This window comes from Flavicella marina, assembly GCF_009193215.1.
Classification (GTDB): domain Bacteria; phylum Bacteroidota; class Bacteroidia; order Flavobacteriales; family Flavobacteriaceae; genus Flavicella; species Flavicella marina.
The window spans coordinates 1-21,134 of record NZ_VYVA01000005.1 but is presented as its reverse complement, the minus strand read 5'-3'; the positions used below and the strand labels follow the sequence as shown (position 1 = coordinate 21,134).

The 21,134-nt window shown below is 33.2% G+C and carries 22 protein-coding genes and 1 riboswitch; of the genes, 16 read left to right on the top strand and 6 right to left on the bottom strand.

What is annotated here, in order from left to right; genetic code table 11:
- Window positions 1-7 precede the first annotated feature (7 nt).
- From F6P99_RS10860 to F6P99_RS13520, 3 genes are read left to right on the top strand one after another with little or no spacing between them, the layout of a single operon-like run.
- Window positions 8-1,303: a lipopolysaccharide biosynthesis protein gene (locus tag F6P99_RS10860; RefSeq protein WP_193316059.1), complete on the top strand. Its 1,296-nt coding sequence runs from the start codon at window positions 8-10 to the stop codon at window positions 1,301-1,303.
- Window positions 1,296-2,909, top strand: a complete 1,614-nt coding sequence (locus F6P99_RS10855) for an asparagine synthase C-terminal domain-containing protein (protein ID WP_152287517.1) — start codon at window positions 1,296-1,298, stop codon at window positions 2,907-2,909. The genes F6P99_RS10860 and F6P99_RS10855 overlap by 8 nt, the downstream gene beginning before the upstream one ends.
- Complete coding sequence (locus F6P99_RS13520) at window positions 2,890-3,429, top strand: DapH/DapD/GlmU-related protein (RefSeq protein WP_152287516.1); 540 nt, start codon at window positions 2,890-2,892, stop codon at window positions 3,427-3,429. The genes F6P99_RS10855 and F6P99_RS13520 overlap by 20 nt, the downstream gene beginning before the upstream one ends.
- 5 nt (window positions 3,430-3,434) lie before the next feature.
- Here F6P99_RS13520 and F6P99_RS10845 read toward each other — a convergent pair whose 3' ends face one another.
- From F6P99_RS10845 to radC, 3 genes are read right to left on the bottom strand one after another with little or no spacing between them, the layout of a single operon-like run.
- Complete coding sequence (locus tag F6P99_RS10845) at window positions 3,435-4,334, bottom strand: hypothetical protein (protein WP_152287515.1); 900 nt, start codon at window positions 4,332-4,334, stop codon at window positions 3,435-3,437.
- A complete protein-coding gene (locus F6P99_RS10840; RefSeq protein ID WP_152287514.1) occupies window positions 4,327-5,637 on the bottom strand; it encodes a polysaccharide deacetylase family protein in 1,311 nt (436 codons plus the stop codon). Before F6P99_RS10840 ends, F6P99_RS10845 begins: the two co-directional genes overlap by 8 nt.
- A gap of 38 nt (window positions 5,638-5,675) precedes the next feature.
- The gene (gene radC, locus F6P99_RS10835; protein ID WP_152287692.1) at window positions 5,676-6,371 is read right to left on the bottom strand and encodes a RadC family protein; all 696 of its coding nucleotides are present in this window, start codon (window positions 6,369-6,371) and stop codon (window positions 5,676-5,678) included.
- A gap of 126 nt (window positions 6,372-6,497) precedes the next feature.
- On the opposite strand from radC, the gene trkA reads away from it, so the two are divergent.
- The 3 genes from trkA to F6P99_RS10820 all read left to right on the top strand — a co-directional run bounded on the left by trkA (window position 6,498) and on the right by F6P99_RS10820 (window position 9,967).
- Window positions 6,498-7,847, top strand: a complete 1,350-nt coding sequence (trkA, locus tag F6P99_RS10830; RefSeq protein WP_152287513.1) for a Trk system potassium transporter TrkA — start codon at window positions 6,498-6,500, stop codon at window positions 7,845-7,847.
- A gap of 3 nt (window positions 7,848-7,850) precedes the next feature.
- Window positions 7,851-9,356 carry a TrkH family potassium uptake protein gene (locus F6P99_RS10825; RefSeq protein WP_152287512.1) on the top strand — a complete coding sequence of 502 codons (1,506 nt, stop codon included), beginning with the start codon at window positions 7,851-7,853 and terminating at the stop codon, window positions 9,354-9,356.
- A 77-nt stretch (window positions 9,357-9,433) separates the two neighbouring features.
- On the top strand, window positions 9,434-9,967 hold the full coding sequence (locus F6P99_RS10820; protein ID WP_152287511.1) for a hypothetical protein: 534 nt from the start codon (window positions 9,434-9,436) through the stop codon (window positions 9,965-9,967).
- Window positions 9,968-10,004: 37 nt separating this feature from the next.
- Here the strand turns inward: F6P99_RS10820 and F6P99_RS10815 are convergent, their stop codons facing one another.
- Window positions 10,005-11,357 (bottom strand): UDP-N-acetylmuramate--L-alanine ligase, encoded by a 1,353-nt coding sequence (locus tag F6P99_RS10815; RefSeq protein WP_152287510.1) that lies wholly within the window; start codon window positions 11,355-11,357, stop codon window positions 10,005-10,007.
- A gap of 64 nt (window positions 11,358-11,421) precedes the next feature.
- Window positions 11,422-11,766, bottom strand: coding sequence for a TfoX/Sxy family protein (locus F6P99_RS10810; RefSeq protein WP_152287509.1), 345 nt, complete (start codon window positions 11,764-11,766; stop codon window positions 11,422-11,424).
- A 185-nt stretch (window positions 11,767-11,951) separates the two neighbouring features.
- On the opposite strand from F6P99_RS10810, the gene F6P99_RS10805 reads away from it, so the two are divergent.
- Window positions 11,952-12,650 (top strand): T9SS type A sorting domain-containing protein, encoded by a 699-nt coding sequence (locus F6P99_RS10805; RefSeq protein ID WP_152287508.1) that lies wholly within the window; start codon window positions 11,952-11,954, stop codon window positions 12,648-12,650.
- 60 nt (window positions 12,651-12,710) lie between these two features.
- Here the strand turns inward: F6P99_RS10805 and F6P99_RS10800 are convergent, their stop codons facing one another.
- Window positions 12,711-13,652, bottom strand: coding sequence for a M20/M25/M40 family metallo-hydrolase (locus F6P99_RS10800; protein WP_152287507.1), 942 nt, complete (start codon window positions 13,650-13,652; stop codon window positions 12,711-12,713).
- A gap of 132 nt (window positions 13,653-13,784) precedes the next feature.
- A riboswitch (TPP riboswitch) is annotated at window positions 13,785-13,880 on the top strand.
- Window positions 13,881-13,975: 95 nt separating this feature from the next.
- Between F6P99_RS10800 and thiS the strand changes: the two genes are divergently transcribed.
- The 9 genes from thiS (at window position 13,976) to thiH (ending at window position 21,051) form a co-directional block, all read left to right on the top strand.
- Complete coding sequence (gene thiS, locus F6P99_RS10795; RefSeq protein ID WP_152287506.1) at window positions 13,976-14,176, top strand: sulfur carrier protein ThiS; 201 nt, start codon at window positions 13,976-13,978, stop codon at window positions 14,174-14,176.
- A gap of 108 nt (window positions 14,177-14,284) precedes the next feature.
- The gene (thiC, locus tag F6P99_RS10790; RefSeq protein WP_152287505.1) at window positions 14,285-16,147 is read left to right on the top strand and encodes a phosphomethylpyrimidine synthase ThiC; all 1,863 of its coding nucleotides are present in this window, start codon (window positions 14,285-14,287) and stop codon (window positions 16,145-16,147) included.
- Window positions 16,148-16,233: 86 nt separating this feature from the next.
- The gene (locus F6P99_RS10785; RefSeq protein ID WP_152287504.1) at window positions 16,234-16,836 is read left to right on the top strand and encodes a thiamine phosphate synthase; all 603 of its coding nucleotides are present in this window, start codon (window positions 16,234-16,236) and stop codon (window positions 16,834-16,836) included.
- Between the two features lie 2 nt (window positions 16,837-16,838).
- The gene (locus tag F6P99_RS10780) at window positions 16,839-17,198 is read left to right on the top strand and encodes a four helix bundle protein (RefSeq protein ID WP_152287503.1); all 360 of its coding nucleotides are present in this window, start codon (window positions 16,839-16,841) and stop codon (window positions 17,196-17,198) included.
- A complete protein-coding gene (locus F6P99_RS10775) occupies window positions 17,185-18,015 on the top strand; it encodes a hydroxymethylpyrimidine/phosphomethylpyrimidine kinase (protein WP_152287502.1) in 831 nt (276 codons plus the stop codon). Before F6P99_RS10780 ends, F6P99_RS10775 begins: the two co-directional genes overlap by 14 nt.
- Window positions 18,008-18,658, top strand: a complete 651-nt coding sequence (gene thiE, locus F6P99_RS10770; protein WP_152287501.1) for a thiamine phosphate synthase — start codon at window positions 18,008-18,010, stop codon at window positions 18,656-18,658. Before F6P99_RS10775 ends, thiE begins: the two co-directional genes overlap by 8 nt.
- Before the next feature lie 11 nt (window positions 18,659-18,669).
- Entirely contained in the window at window positions 18,670-19,077 is a 408-nt protein-coding gene (locus F6P99_RS10765; RefSeq protein ID WP_152287500.1) for a DUF1801 domain-containing protein, read from the top strand.
- Between the two features lie 68 nt (window positions 19,078-19,145).
- Window positions 19,146-19,916 carry a thiazole synthase gene (locus F6P99_RS10760; protein WP_152287499.1) on the top strand — a complete coding sequence of 257 codons (771 nt, stop codon included), beginning with the start codon at window positions 19,146-19,148 and terminating at the stop codon, window positions 19,914-19,916.
- A 16-nt stretch (window positions 19,917-19,932) separates the two neighbouring features.
- A complete protein-coding gene (thiH, locus tag F6P99_RS10755; protein ID WP_152287498.1) occupies window positions 19,933-21,051 on the top strand; it encodes a 2-iminoacetate synthase ThiH in 1,119 nt (372 codons plus the stop codon).
- The last annotated feature ends 83 nt before the right edge of the window (window positions 21,052-21,134 follow it).

The following is a 21,134-nucleotide window of genomic DNA, read 5'->3' as shown; positions in this document are numbered from 1 at the left end:
TCTAAAATTGTTAAACCTAAAGCTTATTAAAAATAAAATTCAAGGGGAAGGAGTTAAATACATTCTGCAACTGATAACAGGGTCTGGTATTAGTCAACTGATAGTATATTTATCTATTCCAATCTTGACAAGATTATTTAATGAAGAAGCATTTGGTTTGCTTTCTATTTACGTTTCCACCACCCTTATCTTAAAGACTTTAACAACCTTAAACTATGAACTTTCTATTGTTATACCTAGGCGAGATAAGGATGCAATAAACACATTTACCACTTGCTTATTAATAACTTTTATCACAACAATTGCACTGTATTTATGTTTGTTTTTATTTAAAGATCTAATCGTAAGAACTTTACATCTAAATCATTTTAGTTTTTTTATTTACCTCATCCCAATAAGTACTTTTTTCACTGGAATAATTAGTTCATTCGAAAACTGGAATAATCGAAAAAAAAAATTTAATGTTATAGCACTTGGAAATGTTGGGAAAGCCTCTTCGATGACTGTAATACAACTCATTACCGGATTGAGTAGTAAACTCTCTCATATTGGATTAATACCTGGGCATATTTTGGGTCTCGTTATAAATGTACTCATATTGACTTGGAAAAGTTATAAAAAACTACTTAAAAACAAAAGACACATTAGTCTAAAAAGGATGTTTTACCTTTTTAAAATTTATAAAAACATCCCTATTTACAATACAATAATTTCTGTAATTCATTCAATTTCAAGTGAAATACCTATTTTATTGATTACGAAATACTATGGCCTAAATGCTGCAGGAATTTATGGCTTAACGAAGAAAGTAGTCACCGCACCAACAAGTATTATCACTTCATCGGTAAATCAAGTATTTTTTAACAAAGCAAGCAAGTTACATAACGAAAATATGACAATAAAAAGCTTACTCTTGAAAACATACAAAAATCTTTTTTTTATTGGTATGGCAATCTTTTCAGGGTTATTCTTTGTATCGTTTCTTCTAAAGTATATTTTTGGTAATAATTGGACAGATGTAGGTTTATATTGTCGAATATTAATTCCATGGTTCTTTATAAGCTTCTTGAATAACCCAGTTAGCTCAATCGTAGTTATTTTAAATAAACAAAAATCATTAATGAAATTAGATTTATTCTTACTTTTGTTTAGGATTTTAATAATATACCTTAGTTATATTATATATAATTCACTGACTATTACAATAATTTCTATAAGCTTTATCGGAATAATATTTTCTCTGATCTATCTATTTTACTTCATTAACTTTTCAAAATCAAAACTAAATAATAAATATGGCTAGAATTGAATTGGTACGAAATGGAGGATATTTATGGTATCATGATCAATTTATTTCAGTGAAAGGAATTATTTTTGACCAAAATAATAAATTATATACCGATGAGAAACTTCTTGATTATTTCAAAGGAATACAAAACGATAAAGATTTTAGAAAAAAAATAAATCAAATCTCAGGTATCTTTACTGTTATTATAAAAAAAGAAAACAATATATATATAGCCTCAGATACGAGTCGGGCTTTTCCTTTATATTATAAAACTTCAAGTAACAACTTATTAATATCAGATGATATTTCTGTTATATTACAAGAATCAAAACAAACTATATGTAAAATCTCTGAAATAAGTTTTTTAGATACTGGACATACCCTTGGCAAAAACACTCTTTTTGAAAATATTTTCCAAACGCAATCCAATGAAATTTTAATATTTGAAAGGAACAAAGTTTTAGAATCTAGTTTTTACTTTGGAACAATTGTTCAAAAATTCAACAAAGAAGATCTTACTTCTTCTATAGAACTTGGGAGAACTACCTTTGATCAAGTCTTTAAAAAATGGACAAAGTCTCTTGAAAAAAATCAAGTTGTTGTTCCATTGAGCGGTGGTTTTGATTCTAGATTAATCACTAGTATGTTAAAGAAATTTAATCACCCTGATGTTCTCTGCTATACCTATGGAAAAAAAAACAATATTGAAGTAAAACATGCCAAAAACACTGCAAAACAATTAGGGTTTAAATGGGTTTTCATTGAATACAATACAGAGTTGATTAAAGACTACCTTTCTTCTTCCACATTTTTGAATTATTGTCATTACACGGGCAGTTATAGTAATATGCCTTTTCTACAAGAATATTTTGCCGTAAAATACTTAAAAGAAAAAAATATAATAAAAAACAATGCCATATTTGTGCCAGGACATTGTGGGGATGCGCTTGGAGGCTCTCGACACAATATAGTGATTCCTTCAGATCTCACTTCTAAAAATGTCGCAGAATCTATTTATAAGGCGAGATTCAAAAAAAACTATAAATATTCAAGTTTACTTATTGAGAAAATCTCTGAGCAATTGGATGAGTATTCTAAAAATTTTAAGTCAACTGAACCTATTTCAGTTTTTGAAGATTTTGACAACAAGGACCGTTATACGAAATTAGTATTTAATACTTCTAACGTTTATAATTATTTTGGGTACAAACATATATTTCCACTTTGGGACAAGGAATTACTCAGATTTTTTATGGATATCTCTCCCAAGGCGAAAAAAAACAACTTACTTTATAATACTATTCTTAAAAAATACTATTTTATTCCATACGACATTTCTTTTGATAAAGAACTACACCCTAACAAAACAAGAGTTCAAATTCAAAAAGCAAAAAACTTCATAAAAAAACTTCTCCCAGTAAGTATTTTAAATTATATTTTAAGAAATAAAAAACAAGAAGACCCGTTAAATTTAGAGGAGATAACAAAATCTATGGTTGAATATTTGAAAAAGAACAACTTTTTCGACTCAAATAAGAATATTCGATATAATGATATTATTACAAACTGGTATTTGAAATACTCTCATAATTCATTAAAGGATGAACATCAAATTAATTAACAAACTAGACTACCTTTTTTTTGGTCATTTTATCAATTGGGCATACCCAATGTATAAAAGACCTAAATATGGGTATCAACATTATTACATATTGTTTTTTCATTATTGGATTCCTCAAAAACTATTTCGTTTGAATCCTAAGGTGAAATGGCCAGTACACTTTACATCAAAAGTCATCTCCCCACAAAACATAACAAAAGGTGTAAATTGTGACCCTGGAGATGGAATCAATACTTATATTCAAGCAAACAATGGAATTATTTTTGGAAATGATGTCGAATTAGGACCTGGAGTGAAAATAATCTCTTCGAATCATGATTCGCAAGATTATAGCTTACATATTAAATGCAATCCAATAAATATTGGCAACAACGTTTGGATCGGAGCAAATGCTGTCATTCTTCCCGGAGTAACAATCGGTGACAATGTGGTAATAGGTGCTGGATCTGTGGTAACGAAAGACATCCCGTCAAATTCCGTTGCTGTGGGAAACCCTTGTATGAAAATCAAATCTTTATAGAACTTTTATCTCTTAAATAAACTTGGAAGTTTGCTTATTTTTAATTTATCATAATACTCGTCCCTAGCTCCAAATGAGCGGTAATATTTTGCGATGTTTTTCATTGTAGATCCACCAAAATCAAAAATCTTATAATTTTGATGATACCTGAAAATTGCTCGATCATTAAAAAACGTATTCGCACCGTTGTTCCTATTAGAAAAATCAGTTGAACATACTACTTCTGTTGCTCTTTCCTGATAATTTAAAAAGAAGGAAGACGCTACTAGATTGTTATTGGCATCATAAACACAAAGTATTTCTCCCACAGACTTTTCAATACTTACTTGCATAACTCTTAACAACTTGTCATAATCAACCTCTTTGATTTCTGTAGTCCTCTGACCTACATTTTCACGAAACAAATCAACAAGTTTGACGGGATCATCACCCCATTTCTCAACTAATTCTGCTAAAATGGCTTTCTTTAAATCTCGCTTTCTATTTCGATTATAGTTGTGATAGATTGATTCATATGACTCTTCTAGTGATATTACTTGCATTGTAGATCGACTTCTGAACTCTTGATATATAGAAAAGGTATTACCTGTGTTCATTCTCAATTCAGCAAATAGAAATCTCTTTTTCAAATACTTCAAGAATAGATCTAAAGAGATTTTGGTATCGGTATAATAGATGCCTATTTGCAATAACCAAAACGGTTGGTATACATACTTTATAAAAAACTTCTGTCTCCATGGCACGGGCATCACGGCCACATAATCGCCATACACCAGCACATCCCAATTATCTGCCACAATATCTAGATACCAAGTGAATGCATATACCCGTGTATTTAAAGCATTTTCAATACAGGCATTGTATTTAGTTGTATCTAAGTCTTTTCTTTTAATGTATTTAATCATGCTTAATCATATCTAAAACATCTCCATAAAAACCTTTCCAACCTTTCCATTTCTTATAATCACTCAATAATTCATTATGAAATAAGCTCACGAACGTTCCATTCACTTTTTTGACTTCTTCGACCAACTCTTTTACCTTTATAAAAGCTTGTTTGGGAGAAAGACTCATCACATTTTTCAATGTATAATCATTTACAGCAAAAGGAATTACTTTCAATGGTGTTTGAATCTCAAAATCTAAATCATAAAAATAAAAGGGTGTACATGTACTCGCTCTAAACCCTAGAGCATCTGAATACCCCATTGAATATTCTTCCTCTACTTCCAAATCAATTAAGTTTTGATATGTTTCGGGCAAATGATTTCGAAGCATATGCTGCTTTGATTTAGAAACTGGAGTATTGATAATCGATTCCATTTTCTTCAGCTCCTTTTTTGTCAAATCTTCCTTTTTCATCGTAAAATAAGAAAGATTGATACCTATTTTCACATAATCAGACATCGATTTAATTAACAGTCTGTATTTATCTTTTGTTATTGAAACATTGTTGTCAAAAGTGGTATAACTAGATATCAGAAAAAACATAACGGTTGGTGTATCATATGCTTTTTTTAAGCGAACTATTTCGTCATAAGTATCATAAGGGTCTTTTTTTATCTTTAAAAGAACCAACATTCTATCAATAAATGCACTCAATTCTAAAGTAAAAAAATCACTCACAAAACCACCAAAAGAACGAATCACACCTTTTGATCTGTATAAGTAGGCCTGACTCACATCGAAAGTACTGATGTACGAAAAGGTTCTTTTTTCAAATTTGAAATCCGGAAACTTTTCGGTTAGCGCATCTAATAGTTTATATGCCCAAATATCTACGAGCGGTTTTTTTAAAAAACCGTTTCTGAAAGCAATACTTTCTTCCATAGCAAAACGCTCATGTTCATCTTGTACATGAGGTAAATATTCTTCATATCTAGAAATCAAATAAAAACTTGCAGCAAAAATATCATACGGTATTGATGATTTTTTACCTGCCGTAAAAAAACAAGGCACCCCTTCTTCCCAATTACTCAAAGAAATTTCAATATCGTTGATCCCTTGTTCAAAAAGTAAATCATACGATCTAATAAAAAATTCTTTTCCCAAAGGATTTTTAGAATAGTTCATTTTCACTCCATTGAATGCAACAAACTCCTCAATTTTAGTTGTAAAACTCACAGGAGTATTCAATATCCTAAGAAATATATGTTTGAATACATAGGTCAATCTAGGGCTTATTTTATGCGTATATACTAAAACCATTCAGTGAAATTAATAATTCTTTTGTGCAAACTTAGCAATTACAAAATCCCTTCATCCGCAAAGCTAAAATAAGATTTTTCTGTTAGTATCAGATGGTCTAAAACTTTAATATCTAAGGTTGCTGCTGCGGCAATTATTTTCGCTGTTATTTTTTTATCTGCAGTACTCGCCACCAAACTCCCAGATGGATGATTATGACATAATATCACACCGGTTGCCAAGTATTCAATGCCTTTTTTCAACAACAAGCGAAGATCAACAACTGTGCTCGTTAAACCTCCTTTACTCAATTGTAATTTTTCTTTTACTACATTTGAGTTATTCAAATACAGCACCCAGAACTCTTCATGTTTTAAGGCTCCAATAATAGGTTGCATCAATTCAAATACTTCTTTGCTACTAGTTATAGATTTTTTAACATCTATACCCTGAAGTTGCATTCTTCTCCCTAATTCTAACCCTGTAAGTATAGATATAGCCTTCGCCTCTCCAATTCCATTAAATTTCATCAAGTCGTGAATCGACATAGCATTTAATACATTGATTTTATTTTGACAACTAGCCAATATTTTCTTTGATAGTGCAACTGCAGAATCTGTTTTATTGCCAGAACCTATCAATATGGCAATTAGTTCTGCATCGCTTAAAGACTGTTTTCCTTTTAGTAATAATTTTTCACGAGGTCTATCTTGGGAGTCCCAATTTTTAATAGTGAACTTCTCTTTTCCATTCATGTTAGCTTTTTCTTTTAAAGATACTAAATCTAACCTAGTCACATTTATTGAAACGTTTTCGATAATTGTATCAGTCAAACCTATCTTCTTTAAATTCTTCACTATATTTGTATAAATTTCTAATCGATGAAAATTATTATTGCTGGTGCAGGTGACGTAGGTTTTCACTTGGCAAAACTATTATCTCACGAAGCACAAGACACCTTTGTAATAGATTCCAATTCAAAAAAGCTAAAATATATTGACGACCATTTAGATGTTATTACAGCTAAAGGCGATGCCACTTCCATAAAATGTTTGAAAGAAGTAGGCGTACAAAACGCAGATTTAATTTTAGCTGTTACCGAATCTCAAAACACCAATCTTACCATCGCAGCTTTGAGTAAAAAATTAGGTGTTAAAAAAACCATTGCTAGAATTTCTAACACTGAATTTTTGACTACTGATGAAATTAATTTTGCTGAAGTAGGAATAGATTATATGATTTCTCCTGAGTTTTTGGCTGCTCAAGAAATTGAAGGACTCTTAAACGAATCTGTCTTTAATGATAAGTTCGAATTTGAAAATGGAGCCATTAATATTTTAGGAGCCAGACTTTCTACCGTTTCTCCAGCTGTTAACAAAACAGTTCAAGAGGTAAAAGAAATGTACCCTGAAATTAATTTCACCATTATTTCTCTAAAAAGAGAGAATACATTTGAGACTATTATTCCAAGTGGAAATACCGTATTCAAACACCATGATCAGGTATATTTTTCTGTCACCAAAGAGGATGTTGACAAGGTGTATGAATTGATCGGTAAACGAAAAATAGGGATCAAAGATGTGATGATTTTAGGAGGAAGTAAAATTGGTCAAAAGGCAGCTAAAAATCTATGCGATCATAATTTCAACGTAAAATTAATCGAAACAAAACGAGATAAAGCATTTGAATTAGCGGATACGTTATGCGACACGCTCATCATTCAAGGTGATGGTAGAAATGTAGAATTATTAGAAGAAGAGTCAATCGATAAGATGGATGCTTTTGTTGCAGTTACCGGTAATTCTGAAACCAACATCATGTCGTGTTTGGTAGCAAAATCAAAAGGAGTAAAAAAAACAATCGCATTGGTTGAGAACATGGATTATATAAACATCTCTCAAACCATCGGAATTGACACTTTAATTAATAAAAAACTATTGGCTGCTGGAGCTATTTTCAAACATGTTCGTAAAGGTAAAGTTTTGGCTCTTGCTAACTTGCACAATGTGGATGCTGAGGTGTTAGAATTCTTTGTTCGTAGAAATACGAAAGCAACCAAACTAAAAATAAAAGATCTTAAACTTGCCGGAAAAGCTGTTATCGGAGGAGTAATTAGAAAAGGCGAAGCAATGATGACATTTGGTGAGTTTCAAATATTAAAAGGCGATAGAGTCATTGTATTTTGCTTGCCCGAAGCTATTAGCGAAGTTGAAAACTTGTTTAACAACTAATCAATGAAATCAACCAATTTAAATTTAAAAATCATTGTTAGTTTTTTAGGACTCACAGCGATCTTAAATGGAATTTTTATGCTTCTTGCGGTTCCGTTCAGTTTGTATAAGCACGAAACTGCTGCAAATGGAATTTTAACCGCTGGGGTCTTGACTATCTTTATCGGATTTTTGATGTGGTTTTTCAACAGAAATGCACAAAAAAGCTTAAACAAAAGAGATGGATATGTGATCGTAACACTAGGTTGGTTGGTACTTACTTTTACCGGAGCTTTACCCTATTTATTTACCGGAACTATCTCTCATTTTCCAGATGCAATTTTCGAAACTATTTCTGGATATTCTACTACTGGAGCTTCCATAATAAATGATATTGAAGCTTTACCAAACGGAATTTTATTTTGGAGAAGTGCCACGCATTGGATCGGCGGAATGGGAATCATCGTATTAACCATAGCTATTTTACCTTTGTTAGGAATTGGAGGAATGCAACTTTTTATGGCCGAGGCTCCTGGTCCATCAGCTGACAAAATGCACCCGAGAATTACACAAACAGCAAAAAGATTGTGGCTGATATACGTATCGTTAACATTAACAGAATTTTTTCTCTTAAAAATAGCAGGAATGTCGTGGTTTGATGCCATCAATCATGCAATGGCAACCATGAGTACAGGAGGCTTCTCTACAAAAAATGCAAGTATGGCCTATTGGAACAATGCACCAATCATACAATACATCGTAATTGCTTTTATGTTTGTCGCCGGAACAAATTTCATATTGACTTATTTTGCACTAAAAGGAAAAATTAGAAAAATATTTCAAAACGAAGAATTCAAATATTACTTTTTCGGAACACTTGGATTTACATTAGTTATCACCCTTATCATTCGATTTTTTCAAACACCGGGGATCGAATCTACCGTAAACCATCCGATGCCTTGGGGTGAATTAGAAAGTGCATTTCGACATGCAGGTTTTCAAGTAGTAGCTATCATGACGACTACCGGTTTTGTTTCTGCAGATTATACTACTTGGAATTCTTTTGCAACCATGCTAATATTTTCACTTTTTTTAATTGGAGGATCGGCAGGTTCGACCAGTGGTGGTGTAAAAATAGTGCGACATATCATCATGATAAAAAATAGCATCCTAGAATTTAAAAAACTATTACATCCAAATGCCATCATCCCTGTTCGATACGACGGAAAAGGGATCTCTAGAATTATTGTGTTCAATATATTATCATTTTTTGTTTTGTATATGTTGATATTTATCACGAGTGCAATTATCTTAAGTTTTATGGGACTAAATTTTGATGCTGCCATTGGAGCCGCCGCTTCCTCTTTAGGAAATGTCGGTCCTGCTTTAGGCACCTTGGGTCCTGTAAATAACTATGCTAGTTTGAGTGATACCGCGAAATTTTTCTGCTCATTTTTAATGCTAATCGGGCGTTTAGAATTGTTTACTGTTTTAATTCTTTTGACACCATTTTTCTGGAGAAAACATTAACATTTATCATGTTATCTGAATAGTGATAGAAGTATTTTTGAAGCGATAAAAACAATAACAATTTTCAATCAAAAATCATGAATAAAATCCTAACAAAAAAAATTCTATTGGGTCTGTTTTCTTTGTTTTCATTGAGTCTTTTTTCTCAAGAAAAAGAAGAAAAATGTAGGCATTTCAGAATCAGTCCTGTTCTTAGTCACACATACATTCCTACAGCTACTTCTGCTGGAACAGAAACAATTATTGTTCCCTCGATCGGATTAGATTTAGAATACTGGTTCAATCGAAAATGGGGAATCGGTTTGCATAATGACTTAGAGCTTTTCAACTATGAAATTGAAAAAGCTGATCATGAATTGGCTGTTGTTCGTGAATACCCTGTGGTTGTAACATTGGATGCTCTTGCGAAGGTGTATAAAGACTTAGTATTGGTATTCGGAGCAGGCGTTGAATTCGAGAAAAACGAAAACTTATTTATTGTAAGAACTGGATTAGAATATGAAATTGAGTTTGCAGAATGTTGGGATTTAGCTCCGACATTTTTTTATGATTATAGGCACGAACATTTCGGTACTTGGTCAGTTGGAATCGGTATTGGACGAAGATTTTAAATAAAAAAAGGCATCTGAAACAGATGCCTTTTTTTATTTAAATATGTTTTTTCACTTCTTCAAAATCAAGTCCGCCATAATTTCCTGAGCTCATCAATAACAAAGCGCTATTTTCAAAGTTTAATGAAAATAAATACTCTTTAAATAATTTCGGATCTGTATAAACGATCAAATCATCGCGTTGAAAAGCTTCCTTGATTTGCGACTCAGAAACTTCTTCCAATTGTTTAATTTTTACCGCATTGGGAGAGAAAAACACAACCGCTGTGTCTGCAGTATCCAATGCTCCTACATATTCATTCAAAAACTCTGCATTCAAGCTACTATATGTATGAAGTTCTAGACAAGCAATTAAGTTTCTCGATGCATATTGATTTTTCACAGCACTTGTAGTTGCCCCCACTTTAGAAGGTGAATGTGCAAAATCTTTAAACACAACAGTACTGGTATTTTCTGCTATTTTCTCCAAACGCTTACTAGCTCCCTTAAACGAAGAAATAGCTTCATAAAAATCTTCTTCACCAACGCCCATATGTTGACAAATCCATTTCGCTCCTGCTAAATTCTGTAAATTGTGTTTTCCGAAAATCTCTAATGGCATTGGACCATCCGGAGTATCAATTAATGTAATTCCGTTATCTATAACATAACTCGGTGTCTGATATGGATACCTTTTTATGGTATGTGTACTCTCTTCTACTACATTTTTCACTGCTACATCTTCTTCATTGTAAACCATAATCCCACCATTGGTCAAGGAATCTGTGAAAATGCGAAATTGCTCTTTGTAATTCTCAAAAGTTGGAAACACATTGATATGATCCCAAGCAATTCCACTTAACAAAGCAATATTCGGTTTGTACAAATGAAATTTAGGACGGCGATCTATAGGAGAAGACAAGTACTCATCCCCTTCTAGCACCATAAATTCATTTTCTTCTGTCAAATGAACCATTGTGTCAAAACCATCCAATTGTGCACCTACCATATAATCAACTTGAATCTCATGGTAATTTAACACATGTAATATCATAGACGTAATGGTCGTTTTCCCATGAGAACCACCTATTACAACACGTGTTTTGTTTTTAGATTGTTCGTACAAAAACTCAGGATAAGAATATATTTTTAATCCCAATTTTTGAGCTTGTAGCAATTCAACATTATCTGGTTTCGCATGCATCCCTAAAATTACGGCATCGATTTCAGAAGTAATTTTTTCTGAAAACCAACCGAACTGGGTAGGCAATAATCCTTTCGATTCTAAGCGAGATTTTGAAGGTTCGAATATTGCATCATCACTTCCCGTGATTTTATATCCTTTAGCATGCAATGCTAAAGCTAAATTATGCATGGCACTACCACCAATTGCGATAAAATGTATGTTCATTATAAATAATTTGAAGAGTTGTAAAAATACGTAAAACGAAAATTCATAAAACGAAATAATTCAATTATTTTTTCTTCTTACTTGCTTTAGCAAAAGGATTGAAGACCAATGCCAGTTCTACCCAATACTCCAAATCTGAATCCAAATCGGTCGCATCTTCAGTTAAGAAAACATATCCTTTCATAGCTCTACCTGTAAAATTCATTTCTTTACAACCTTCTTTTTTAAGAGCTTCTTCATAATTATCTGTTCCAATTCTCGCCATCACCTCATCTTTTACCACCCCAACACACATTTTTTCGTCGACCATAAAACAATAACCTCCCATCATTTTCATTCCTCTATATGGTACTTTTTTTTGTTGAAAATAATTTTCAATTCGTTCCACTAAATATTCGTTGTATGCCATGTTTTTTTTCAAACAATTTATAAAAATTAACACAATTCAGAACAAACCACAACCGATTGTTTTACAGAATAATAACAACAATTCTCTGCAATTATATACAGAAAATCACAAAAGACACACCTAAAGATACATTTATTCTTTCTACACACTATAATTTTGACATCATAAACCCAAAACATATTTACATGATGAAAAAATTACTTAAAAAAATCACTATCGCTTTTGCTATTTTGATAACAGGAGCGGCATTTGCACAAGAAAATTTAGACTTAACCTCTAATGGTGGCGTTGTAGCTTCAAAATATACTGCTGCTAAAGGTGCACTATCTGCAACTGATGGAGTTGGAATCACTTTAACCACAGATGGTACAGCTAATTTTTTTGAGCTTCGAGTGAATAGCGTAACTACAAATGGACAAAACAAAGCCACGATCAATTACATTTCTAATGACACTGGTGTTACTGGATTAATACTAAAAGCAAGCGGAACAACATTAACTTCTACTAACTTGACATTCACATCAACACAAGCGGTAGACTACTGTGTCGACCCAAATTTCACTAGTGCTGCTGATGACATTCAATTAAGATTTAGATTTACCGCGCCAGCAACAATCGATGCAGGTAAAGTGATTACTTTTACTTCTATTATTGTTGAAAATGATCCTACGGCGAGCACAGATTCTATTTTTTCCGAAGCAAACACCTACATCACAACGAGCAACGGAAAAGTCATTATCAACAATGCTCCCAAAGGAACCTCTGTAGAAGTATTCAATACGTTAGGTCAAGTTGTCAAAAATGAAAACTTGAAGAGTGGAACTTACATAGTAAGAGTTTCTGCACAAGGTGCTACAATGGCAAAAAAAGTAATAGTACTTTAATAAGCTCTATGTACTAATAAAAGACCGCAAAATGCGGTCTTTTCCTTTTTCTATAATTATTTATTTTTCTACAGAGACCCTAGTCGGAGTATCAACTCCATCAATTATTGACTCTGTACCGATAGCAATTGCTTTAATTGTGTTAGCGATTGTACTTACCTCTAAAGTTTCGACCTCATCATCTACCGTGTGGTAATACAAATCTTTGTCAATCGGACAGGTAGAAAAAGTATGAGCAGGCACACCTAACCTCGCCAAAGAAGCATTGTCTGAACGATAAAATAAATTAAATTTTTTATAAGGATCAGGATGCAATGTATAATCTGTACCTTTTAAATTCTTCTGAATAATTTTCCCGAAATCAGATCTTTCAAACCCTGTTAAAAACGCTGTTTTAGGACCAAATTTAGAATCCTTCCCTATCATCTCAATATTGATTCCAGCAATGCATTTATCTGCATTCACTTGGGTTCCAAAATACGTCGATCCCCACAAGCCTTTTTCTTCACCAGTAAAAGCAATAAATACAATACTCCTTTTGAAAGGTCCCTTGTTTTTAAAATAATTTGCAAGTGTTAATACCGCAGTAACTCCAGATGCATCATCGTCTGCTCCATTAGCAATTGAATCTCCTTTAACTGCTTTTAGTATCCCTAAATGATCATAATGTGCAGATACAACAACCCACTCATCTTTTAATGAAGTTCCTTTCAAAACTCCAATAATATTTGACATTTCAATACCTGATTTATGAAATGTTTGTCGATAATCCGATGCTCCTTGAAAAGTTTCTAATCCCAATCTTAAAAACTCTCCTTCTATATATTGAGCAGCTAGCTCAATACCTTCTGTTCCTACCAACCTTCCTTCCATTTTATCTGAGGCCAAAGTATACAAGTGCTTTTTTACAAGTTTTTTTTCAATCTCCACTTGTTGTGCAACAGCAGTAAAAGACAACAACACAATAAAAACCAAACAGTTACAATAGCAGTATTTCTTCATAATAAATAATTTCTTTTCATATAAAAATACACTTTTATTTATATCTAAACAGAATTGCTATTAACAATACTTTAGCTACAAGTTCATAACTAATATCAAAAACATAAAAGAAAATTGAATATATTTGTAACCGATAAACTTTAGGGGTGTTCCTCGTGTAGGAACTGAGAATTACCCTTTGAACCTGAATAAGTTAGTACTTACGTAGGAAAAAGTAGAGTCTTTGACTCTTTTATTATTTACTAGGCGATGGAATAATATCGTGTACTACCTCAATAAAAACAGGCTTTGCCTGCTAAAGTTTTCGCATTAAATTATTTGCAATGATTATAAGCGTAAACAATACTCAAAAAAACATACCTGAAAACACTTCTATTGAAGCGTTGTTAAAAGAATTACAACATACTCAAAACGGTATTGCTGTAGCTATAAACGAAATGATTGTTCTAAAAACACAATGGAACTCACACCTATTGCGCGAAAATGATGATGTACTCATTATTCAAGCAACTCAAGGAGGATAAATTATATTGTATCTGATATCAAGATTTAGTATCAGGTATTCAAAATACTAATAAATTAAAAACTGCAACATCTAGCTACTAGATACTTGCTACTAGATACCAAAGAAAATGAAAAACAAAGACACTGCACCTCAGGAGGGGAAAATCACAAGAAAACCTTTTCCTAATTCAAAAAAGATTTATGTAGAAGGAAAAATTCACCCACAGATTAAAGTAGCAATGCGCGAAATATCTTTGAGTGATACTAAAGATTCTATGACAGGTAAATTGACTCCAAATGAGCCAGTTACTGTATACGACACCTCTGGACCTTACACAGATCCTAGCAAAGAAATAAATGTACATGAAGGAATCGAAAGAATTAGAGAGCAGTGGATTTTAGATCGTGGTGATGTAGAAGAGTTAGATTCTTTTACTTCTGAATACTGTAATGAGCGTTTAAACGATGCTAGTTTAGACCATATGCGTTTTAACTTAAAGCACAAACCAAAACGTGCAAAAAAAGGACAAAACGTTACACAACTACACTACGCTAAAAAAGGAATTATTACTCCAGAAATGGAATACATCGCGATTCGTGAAAATCAACGAATCGATGAAATGACCGAAATTAGAAAGCAACATCCAGGAGAGCATTTTGGAGCTTCTATTCCTGCAAAAATCACACCTGAATTTGTTCGTGAAGAAGTTGCTAGAGGTCGTGCAGTAATACCATCTAACATCAATCACCCAGAAGCAGAACCTATGATTTTAGGTAGAAACTTCTTAGTAAAAATAAATGCAAACATTGGTAACTCTGCTACTACGTCTTCTATTGAAGAAGAAGTTGAAAAAGCAGTATGGGCTTGTCGTTGGGGAGCAGATAATATCATGGATTTATCTACAGGACAAAATATTCACGAAACTCGTGAGTGGATTGTACGTAACTCACCTGTACCAATTGGTACCGTGCCAATTTACCAAGCCTTAGAAAAAGTAAACGGTGTTGCCGAAGACTTAACATGGGAAATTTTCCGTGATACTTTAATTGAGCAAGCAGAGCAAGGAGTAGATTACTTTACGATTCACGCCGGAGTATTATTACGTTACGTACCAATGACTGCGAAACGTGTAACTGGTATTGTATCTCGTGGTGGTTCTATTATGGCAAAATGGTGTTTAGCGCATCACAAAGAGAGTTTCTTGTATACTCACTTTGAAGAAATTTGTGAAATCTTAAAATCGTACGATGTTGCTTTCTCTCTAGGAGACGGTTTACGTCCAGGTTCTGTTGCCGATGCGAATGACGAGGCACAATTTGCTGAATTAGAAACTTTAGGTGAATTAACTCAAATTGCTCGTAAGCACGAAGTTCAATGCTTTATTGAAGGACCAGGTCACGTGCCAATGCACATGATTAAAGAAAATATGGAGAAACAAATTGAAGTTTGTGACGAAGCTCCTTTTTACACATTAGGACCGTTAACAACTGATATTGCTCCAGGTTACGACCATATTACTTCTGGTATTGGTGCTGCTATGATTGGTTGGTACGGATGTGCTATGTTATGTTACGTAACTCCAAAAGAACATTTAGGATTGCCTAACAAAGAAGATGTACGTGTAGGAGTTGTTACCTATAAGTTAGCTGCACATGCTGCTGATTTAGCGAAAGGTCACCCAGGCTCTCAGCACAGAGATAATGCCTTAAGTATGGCTCGATTTGAATTCCGTTGGGAAGATCAATTCAACTTAGGTTTAGACCCTGAGCGTGCTTTAGAGTATCACGATGAAACATTACCAGCAGATGGAGCAAAAGTGGCACATTTCTGTTCTATGTGTGGACCTAAATTCTGTTCTATGAAAATCTCTCAAGAGGTTCGTGACTTTGCAGCAGAAAATGAGATTTCTGATGAAAACGAAGTTTTACAAAAAGGAATGGAAGAAAAGTCTCAAGAATTTAAAGACAAAGGTTCTGAGGTTTACCTTTAATCTATTTACAATTAGCAATGTGCAATTGACAATTTATTGTTGAGCGCACATTGTTAATTCTTAATTGTTCATTGCACATTGTAAAAATGATTGTTTTAATTTCACCAGAAAATGATATACCTAACGAACTAGAAATACTAACACAGTTGTTTCAAGAGGGATTAGAATACTATCATTTGAGAAAACCAAATAAAAACTATCAAGAACATTGTGATTATTTGAATCAAATTGATTCTCAATACCACAACAGAATTGTAGTTCATTATTTTCATGAACTCATCAATGAATTCAATTTAAAAGGAATTCATTTTCAAGAGCAAAAACGAAGAGATTGTTTAGATACTCCTAGTGATTATTTCACCAAACTTAACAACATGTTTGGCAAAACAATTAGTTCTTCTTTTCATGATCCTAAAGATTTGGAAGCTTGTAGCTTTGAATTTGATTATCATTTATTGAGTCCTGTTTTTTCATCTATTTCTAAACAAGGATACGAAGGAAGAGGCTTTGATGTCAATGATATCAATAAAACTATCATAGGCATGGGAGGAGTAACCACAGAAAATTTAGCTGAATTTGAAAAATTAGGTTTTCAAGGTGTCGGTGTTTTAGGTGGAATATGGAATAGCGAAGATCCTGTTGAAAACTTCATTACAATGAACAATTGGCAATTAACAAAGAACAATTAAAAATGTCAAACAATATTATTTTAGATAAAACCTATTCGTTTGCGGTTAAAACCGTTAAGCTTTCTCAGTACCTAGTGGATGAGAAAAAAGAATATGTATTATCTAAACAAATATTACGTTCTGGAACTTCGATTGGCGCAAATACGGAAGAAGCAATAGGCGGATTCTCTAAAAAAGACTTTACTTATAAATTAAATATAGCCTATAAAGAAGCGAGAGAAACAAAATTTTGGTTACGATTATTAAAAGACACAGAATACCTTCCTATTGAACAGTTCAATGAACTCTTTGATGAATTAGAACAAATTCTAAAAATATTATTTACAATTATCAAAAAGTCAAAAGAAAATGAAAAAGGATAAAATTGATAATTGCACATTGTCAACTGCTAATTGTAAATACATACTAACCATTGCAGGTCATGATCCTTCTGGCGGAGCAGGTTTGACTTCAGACATCAAAACATTTGATGCATTTGATTTGTATGGACTTTCTGTGTGTACCGCTGTTACCGTTCAAAATGATGTCAACTTTACAGATTGTATTTGGATAGATGTCCCAGTAATATTATCTCAAATAGAAATACTCTTTGAGCGTTTTGAAATAGAGGTGGTAAAAATAGGCATCGTAGAATCCTGGGATGCGATGCATCAAATTACTAATAAACTACATAGTTTAAATCCTGATATAAAAATTGTTCTAGATCCTATTTTCAAAGCGAGCGCTGGTTTTGATTTTCATTCAAAAGAAAGTCAAGAACTGTTAGACTCCATCTGGAAACAATGTTACATTATCACTCCAAATTTTGATGAAATTCAAAGTTTATATCCAAAATTAGATATTGAGGATACAATTGAATATATAAGTAGTCTGACCAATATTTACTTAAAAGGAGGACATCGCTCTGACAAAAAAGGGTGGGATGAATTATACCATAGCAATATTGTTATGATGAATATCCCTCCGAATGCAAAAACAACAAAAGAAAAACATGGTAGCGGATGTGTTTTGTCTTCTTCATTAGCTAGTAATTTAACTCTAGGTATTCCTTTAGAAGATGCCGCAAAAAATGCAAAATATTACACGGAAGAATTTTTGAACTCAAATGACACCCTATTAGGTACTCATTACCGCATCAAAAATGAAGAAGTTAAAATACCTCAACAAAAAAATGATTAGTAAACTACACTACATATCACAAGGAACTTCAGTTAATGAACATCTTGAAAACATACAACAAGCATGTCAGGCTGGTGCTGAATTGGTACAATTACGTTTGAAAAACTATTCGGAAAAAAAGATTTTAAAAGCTGCACAACAAGCCAGAGAAATCACGGGTCACTTCCAAACTAGATTGATTATCAATGATCATTATAAAATTGCGAAAGAAGTAAAAGCCGATGGTGTTCATTTAGGTAAATCAGACACCTGTCCGAAAGAAGCTAGAAAACACCTGTATTCTTGGCAAATTATTGGAGGAACAGCAAACACCATAGAAGATTGTAAAAACCTATTAGAGAAAAAAGTAGACTATATTGGGTTAGGCCCATTTCGTTTCACAAAAACTAAAGACAATTTAAGTCCTATATTAGGAACGAATGGATACCTCACAATTTTAGAGGAACTTAAAACAGACACTCCAATCGTAGCGATTGGAGGAATTACTCTTGAAGATGTTTCAGAAATTATGACAACAGGAGTTCATGGAATCGCTGTTTCTGGAGAAGTCACAAAGGATTTTAATAAAATCAATACTTTTTATCAAATTTTAAAAGGTAATGAAAAATTAGAACAACGTTTTGACATCAATAACTTCAAATAAACGATAGAACCATGGCCAACAAAACACAACCCACCTCTGCTAGCGTTGAAGAATTTTTAAACAAGGTAGAAAAAGAGCAAAAAAGAAAAGATAGCTTTGAAATAGCAGCTATGATGGAAACACTTACTGGTAAAAAACCAGTGATGTGGGGTGACAGTATTGTTGGGTTTGGACAGTTTAGGTACAAAACAAAATCTGGATGTGAAGATAACTGGTTTACTTGTGGGTTTTCACCAAGAAAAGCCAACATATCTCTATATCTAATGGGATGCGACATCAAACAAAGCCAAGATTTATTAGACCAATTAGGAAAGCATAAAACTGGTGTAGGATGCCTTTATATTAACAAACTAGCTGATATTAATACAGAAGTACTAAAGAAAATTATCAAAAGAACGATCGAACTAGAGAACAATTAAGTTCTTCCTTTTGAAAACATCAATAAAACAAAACCCTTCGACAAGCTCAGGGTTCAAAAAATATAAATATGGATATCTTAAAAATAGCAGATAAAGAATTCAATTCTCGTTTATTTACGGGAACAGGTAAATTCAGTTCAAATGATTTGATGGCTGATGCAATATTGGCCTCTGAAAGTGAATTGGTAACGGTTGCATTAAAACGTGTTGATGTAGACAATGAACAAGATAAAATGCTGCAAAGTATTCAAAAACCTCATGTCAATTTGCTACCTAATACATCAGGAGTGAGAGATGCTAAAGAGGCTGTTTTCGCTGCTCAATTGGCTAGAGAAGCGTTAGAAACAAATTGGATCAAATTAGAAATCCATCCAGATCCAAAGTATTTACTACCAGACCCTATTGAAACATTAAAAGCAGCTGAAGAACTTGTAAAACTCGGATTTGTTGTCATGCCGTATATTCATGCTGACCCTGTTTTATGTAAAAGATTGGAGGAAGTTGGAACGCAGTGTGTGATGCCATTAGGAGCACCTATCGGAACAAATAAAGGAATTAAAACAGTTGATTTTTTAGAGATTATTATTGAGCAAAGCAATGTTCCTGTTATTGTAGATGCCGGAATAGGAAGTCCTTCTCATGCAGCGTATGCGATGGAATTAGGAGCTGATGCAGTACTTGTAAATACCGCTATTGCAGTTTCTGAAAACCCTACCGAAATGGCAAAAGCTTTTAAAATGGCTGTTCAAGCAGGTAGAATGGCATACAATGCAAAATTGGCGAGCATCAAAAAACACGCTGAAGCAAGTAGTCCACTTACATCTTTTTTAAATATTTAAAAAACCAGACACCAATATGTCATTCAAAGAAACTTTTGATTTACACGACTGGGACAGCCTAGAGAACGAAATTTACCGCTTTACGAATAAAGATGTTGAAACTGTTTTAAGAAAGCCAAAAATAGAATTAGACGATTTTAAAGTATTGATTTCTCCCGCGGCGAAACCGTTTTTAGAAGAAATGGCACAAAGAAGTCATGCCCTTACTAAAAAACGTTTTGGAAATACCATTCAAATGTACATTCCCATGTATTTATCCAATGAATGTCAAAACATCTGTACGTATTGTGGTTTTAGCATGACTAATAAAATCAGAAGAAAAACTCTATCAGATGCCGAAATTCTGCAAGAGGTAGCGCACATTAAAAAGTTAGGTTATGATCATATTTTGTTGGTAACCGGAGAAGCGAACAGAACTGTGGGAGTTTCTTATTTAAAACATGCCATTGACCTAATTCGCTCTGAATTTTCCAATATAACCATAGAGGTTCAACCATTAGATCAGCATGAATATGAGCAATTGATTGATGCTGGATTATACTCTGTGCTTGTTTATCAAGAAACCTATCATAAAGCCACTTATAAAACGCACCACCCGAAAGGGAAAAAATCGAACTTTGATTATCGTTTAGACACACCAGACAGACTAGGAAGAGCTGGAATTCATAAAATTGGAATTGGTGCTTTGTTTGGATTAGAGGACTGGCGTGTGGATAGTTTTTATACGGCATTGCATTTAAAATACCTTCAAAAAACATATTGGAAAACTAAATATTCTATTTCTTTCCCTAGACTACGTCCGCATCAAGGAGATGTACAACCCAAAGTAGAAATGACCGATTCTGACTTGGTACAGTTGATCTGTGCATATCGTTTGTTGGATGAAGATGTTGAGCTTTCTATGTCAACTAGAGAAAATGAAGTCTTTAGAAATAACATTATAAAACTAGGAATTACTTCTATCAGTGCTGAATCTAAAACAAATCCTGGCGGATATGCTGTGGAACCTCAATCGCTTGAGCAGTTTGAAATTTCAGACGAACGATCTACCAATGAGATCAAAGAAATGATTCAAAGTCAAGGTTATGAAGTTGTTTGGAAAGACTGGGACAGAAGTTATGATTTGACAAAATAGAGTTTTGGTAGCAGGTAGCAGGTAGCAGGTAGCAGGTAGCAGGTAGCAGGTAGCAGGTAGCAGGTAGCAGGTAGCAGGTAGCA